Origin of the sequence: uncultured Paraglaciecola sp., from assembly GCF_913058035.1 — a bacterium.
GTDB lineage: Bacteria > Pseudomonadota > Gammaproteobacteria > Enterobacterales > Alteromonadaceae > Paraglaciecola.
In genome coordinates this window covers 1-5,358 of the sequence record NZ_CAJXPA010000235.1, presented here as the reverse complement: position 1 = coordinate 5,358, position 5,358 = coordinate 1, and the positions used below count along the sequence as shown (strand labels likewise).

General features: G+C 39.4%; 3 protein-coding genes. 1 reads left to right on the top strand and 2 read right to left on the bottom strand.

Features of this window, described 5'->3' with window-relative positions; translation table 11 throughout:
- Nucleotides 1–339 precede the first annotated feature (339 nt).
- Entirely contained in the window at nt 340–678 is a 339-nt protein-coding gene (locus tag QZ562_RS19225; RefSeq protein WP_293763863.1) for a 50S ribosome-binding protein YggL, read from the top strand.
- A 945-nt stretch (nt 679–1,623) separates the two neighbouring features.
- On the opposite strand, the gene QZ562_RS19220 is transcribed toward QZ562_RS19225, so the two are convergent.
- Nucleotides 1,624–3,066: a hypothetical protein gene (locus QZ562_RS19220; protein ID WP_293763860.1), complete on the bottom strand. Its 1,443-nt coding sequence runs from the start codon at nt 3,064–3,066 to the stop codon at nt 1,624–1,626.
- Nucleotides 3,067–3,499: 433 nt separating this feature from the next.
- The gene (locus QZ562_RS19215; protein ID WP_293763858.1) at nt 3,500–4,846 is read right to left on the bottom strand and encodes an MFS transporter; all 1,347 of its coding nucleotides are present in this window, start codon (nt 4,844–4,846) and stop codon (nt 3,500–3,502) included.
- Nucleotides 4,847–5,358 lie beyond the last annotated feature (512 nt).

The following is a 5,358-nucleotide window of genomic DNA, read 5'->3' as shown; positions in this document are numbered from 1 at the left end:
CAGTGTTTCAGCTATACATGTTTATTATTTCGGTGCGAGATTAAAATTGATGAAAGCTGTGTACGCCCTACTTTTAAGTTTTTAATACCTGTTTTTTTAGGGCATTTATACCTTTATTGTGGTTCATACAATTCTCAGATAATGCTCAAAAAACGCTCAAACACTACACCATAATTCTTCATTTACAGCTTCACAATCGAACTTCGAGTAACTTTTATTATTCTTTCAAAACAAATTTACAAAAACTGATAGTATGCGCGCGCTAACCATTTAGTATCGACCAGTGCGTCCTCGATATGAGTAATGGTTTAATCCATCTTAACTTTTACAGGTAATAAAATGTCAGAGCAACCGAGCAGAAACAGACGTCTTCAGAAAAAAATGTATTTAGGTGATTGGGCTATCTTAGGCTTTGAGTTTAACTTTAAGTTAGCCGAAGCATCAGAAGCAGAATACGAGAGCTTTTTTAACAGCCTTGAAGAATTAGTCAATAACAAAGATCTATACATAAGTCTTCATAATGATAGCGAGTCTTTTGAAGGTTCAGTCACATCTGCAGATCGTTATGGCAACGCTACAGAAGAAGATAGAGCTTCTATTGAAGCGCTTCTCAACAATAATACCGTTGTCAATGAAGTAAAAGTAGGTGCCTTAGTAGATGCCTTTTATGAAATGTAATGATCGTATGTTAGGTTTCGCATTTCTAATATTCGAAAATAGATAAAACCTAATAAATGATTACCCGTAGCACTCCTATTTACTCATTTTAGAGTGAATAGGAGTGCTTCTTTATAGCGCCTCCTCAGCCTGTTTTTTAGCGTCATAATATCAATGGGTGGAGTCTATTACTCTCAGCATAGTGTTACCTAAGACTATAAAACAGTTCAAAAAAAAGCTTATTTAGCAAAATAATGGAATGACAGAATATGAGCGACTGTCATACAGTTTGGACCTTCATTAATTCGTTAGTACTTCAAATTATTTTTAAACCTTCTTATTTATCCTCGCATAAAAGTGTTTATATTCCTCCGTTATTCCGCAAACGCATTGTTTTAGTGTCTCTATATCACAAGGGCCATTCATCACTTCTGACATATGAGTTCAGCCTATTGTTTTGCCTCAAAAGAAATAGGCTGCTCGTTAAAACTGATATCAACTGATATTATTTGATTATTTTCAAAAGTTAAATGGACGTGTCAGTCACATTAAAACCGATTTACAGTCCTCGTACTGGTTCGTCCTAAACACTAATAAAACAAAGAATGACTTCGGGTATTAGAAGTCAGCAAGGTTGGCGGTGTGACATCTTATAGTGTCCTCGTGACCACAGCAGAAATGGCTTTATTTCGTAACATTACATTTATTCTTATTTTAGCTTTCATTAGCATTAGTACTTGGTAGGTTTGTTACTGGAGTATTCAGAATTTAAGTAGAAGGATTTAATTTATCGACACAAATGGATTAGGAAAATCATCTTGACAACGTTGGATAAGTGTCGACAAATTGTATTTGAGTCTAATAATGTTTGTTGGTAAAAGTACTTTCTAGTATTTTTAAAAGATTATCCCTTTCATAACTTGTCAGGGATAATCTACATATTTACAGCTTGAAAGGCTGAATTGCTCAGTCAGCCGCTTTATTCCCAGCCATAAGATTTTCTACCATTAACTTCTTTAAATTGGGTAGTGCGGCAATAGTTGCGTTACGTATCTGACCTGCGTCATGTCTTACATCCTCAGTGACATCGGCCATTACACTCTTTATTCGCTGAGCAGGATCAAGTCGAGCAGTGTTCAAGAAACTCATGATGGCTGGGTTCTTTGACCAAAGCATACGATTCATCACATTACCTAACATTGCCTGCGGATAATCTGCGGGTGTATCTGTCATTTGTATTGGCATGGCGAGGGCGTTCTTTTCCTCATTGGTGTCAAATGTTGCCTCAATGAATCCAGCAATTGCTGCACTAAGTGAGACCAAGGGTACCTGCAAAATTGCAGGTACGATGCGGTCACCTTGCCATATTGGTGATACAGCAGCTCGCTTTGCTGCCGTTGCAGTGCAATCAATGAACAACGAATCCGCTGGGACTTCGGCATCGCCATCTGACCCATGTAAAACTCCTGGTTCAATTAAGTTAACGCGTCCAATTTTAATTACATGTTCGATTTGTCTTAGTAAATCAACTTCGCCCTGAGAAATCGTCGGAAAATGAAACTTGCTTGGCAGACTACTCTGGTCTAGTCGAAACATATGACCATGTTTTTCTAAATGTAGAAAGATTTCGTCGCCGCTTGTTGCCGTAGCGCCAATGCGCATTTGTTCTAACTGCCAACCAATACTGTTTTCGGCAAATTTTGAGCCTGGCTGAGTAGAGGCACGGTTTATCAACCACGTTTCACGAGGGCGAACCCAACTTATACTCGATGCTTCGACACCCATGTTTATGAGCCAAACACCTACGTCCATGGCGGTCTTTCCTCCACCCATTATAACGTAATGCCCAGGTACCTTAGCATCGGTTAGCCATGCGTCGGGAAGTTTGCCTGGAGTGGTCAAACGTACGCCATCAGTAATCTCAAACTTACGTTTGTGAGTGGCAGGAACAGACGCAGTCCAAACACTGCCATCGACCAGTTTACGGCGAACATTTACGCGGGTTTTCTTACCAGAAATACTTGACACAATATTGTGTTCGCCGCCAGCACCCTCTTGATACTTTGACATGGGATAATAACTAACACGCCCGCTCGGAATAAAACGTTGCTGCATCGCTTGCTCAAAATAACCCAATACTTGCGTTCCCGTAGCGAGCTTATAAAAACCTTTATTGGGACCATCAGTATCCATAAGATCATCGCTAAGACTCATCGAATTGAGCCCATAGGTCGCACTAGGCTGATGTAAAGTTACAAACGGATAAGCAACATTCCAATGCCCACCAGGCTTGGGATGTTGATCGACGAAAGTAATATGTCCGTCGCCATGTTCAAGTAACGAATCCGCAAAAGATAAGCCAAGTGCACCCGCGCCAACAATCAAATAATCTGTGTCAATCTCATGCATAAACATTTTCCATTTTAATATACGTAAATTTAATCATAAACACTATTTCTTACCTATACAACAGACCTAGATTGAGTAAAGTTATGCCTATGTGTATGTCCTAAATTAACGTGCACTTTAGCCGGTATTTATTATAGCCCCAGAGCAACTAAGCAACTAAGCAACTAAGCAACTAAGCAAATCAGGCACAATTTACAAGACTCCAACAGGCTAGCTACAACTAAAATTTCATCATGTTCAAATGACCATAAGTTATTTTAATTTTTTTACGTGTCATCATCGCTAATACAGATATTTTGTTTTACCAACTTTCCTAAATGTAAAATGCTTTGTTTCGAAATTAGCCTAAACAACACAACATATTTTCACTTTTTAATATGCCAACTTTTACTGCTTACTGTCGCGATATCAAGGGACTAATAAGTCAATTAGTTCAAGTCGATGTGGATTTGTTATTACTCACCATCTTCTCGTTGCGAGCTTCAGCTTCAGCCCAGTCTTTTGGTAACGTTTTAGCAGCCCAAAAGAATGCAATGATAGAAAGGATATAAGGGACAATTAATGAAGTGAGCGATAGGCGTAAAGCATGCACTTCACCGTACTGCTCTGTTAATGCAGAGCTTGCTAAACCGATATAAGTTGGGCCTCCACCCAGGGCGATAAGGTTCAATATTAAAAAGAATAATGCTGTCGACATTGCTCGCATATTAATCGGGGCCAGTGTTTGAGCTGCAGCAAAACTTGGGCCTAAATAAACACCTGCAGAAACAAGATATATAGTAATCAACACTAAATGAAGATATATGTTTTGCACCCAAAATGCGCCGATAAGGGCGGGAACGCCTACTATTAGCACAGCGCCTGGCAACCAACCGTAAGCACTAATATTCTTTTTAGCTAATTTTTCGGTTATTACAGCGCCATAATAGGTGCCGGCACCGTAACCTACTAAGTGAACCAGACCAAGCATCAACATTAACCAACGGAACTTACCATTGCCAACTCCAGGGGCATATTCTGGAAGAAAGCGAACAATATAATCGACTCCCCAGTTAGCCACGGCATAACCTCCGAAACTGACCCACGCAATCCCCATACACATGGCCCACCAGCTAGGAATTTTAGCTAAGGTTTTTATAGATTCACTAATGCTAACGGGCTCTAAAATAAAATTATCACCTTCCATTTGACCACGTTTAGGTTCACGTACCACCAGCGAAATAATTAACGCCAAAATGACTCCGGCGACTCCCAGTGCAACGAGAGTTCCGCGCCAACCAAGAGTTTCAACTAAGATACCGGCTAGGATATAAGAAAAAGCGATGCCAATCGGAATGCCTAGCGAGTAAACGCCCAACGCACTTGCACGTTTCTCTTTTGGATATAAATCTGAAATTATTGAGTGCGAGGGGGGCGAACCACCTGCTTCACCAATACCAACACCTGTTCTGGCGATAAGCATGCTTGTGAAACTATTAGCCATGCCTGTGAGCGCCGTAAATAAGCTCCAGAAAAAAACCGAGATACTAATGATCTTGGTTCGGCTATAACGGTCAGCCAACCATGCGATTGGTATGCCAACGGTAGTGTAAAGTAAAGCGAAGCCAAAGCCTTTGAGAAGGCCTAATTGCCAGTCTTCAAATCCAAGGTCGGCTTTAATGCTTGGGGATAAAGCGCCCATAATTTGGCGGTCAATAAAACTAAATATATAGGCTAACGTGAGAAGCCATAATACAAACGTACGGTAGTTACTGGTTTCAGCCATCTTTGGTTGGCTCATACAATATCCTTAGCTTTTATGGTCTGTTAATCAGACACTTTTATTTTGAGTTATAATTATTTTTAAGCTTCACTGCGCCTTTTGTCACTTAAGAAGATTAAACGCTACCCGTGATCTATTCAATGGTCTTGAATTTGGGAAATATTAACTTGACGTAACTGACAACAGTGAGTGCGTAGGAAAGCTTCTTACAACCGACTATTAGTCCAAAGGTAATAAATACAAACATATCTTTCATAAATTATGCTTAGTTTGGTTTAAATGAAATCGAAGTATTATTTGATGTGATGTGTTGAGAGAACGAATTAAGTTTTGCAATTGAGTATTGATAATCAATGCTTTTAATAACTACCGTAGAAATTAATCACTATATCTCATAAAAAAGAAGCTCAGAAATATGGCTCCCACATTAAAGCCGATATAAAGGAACCATATTTTATCATTCACTTTTTTTTTGGAGGAAGCGTTGCATCTGTCTCTTATAACTATCTTACACTGCCCACGAAGAGAAT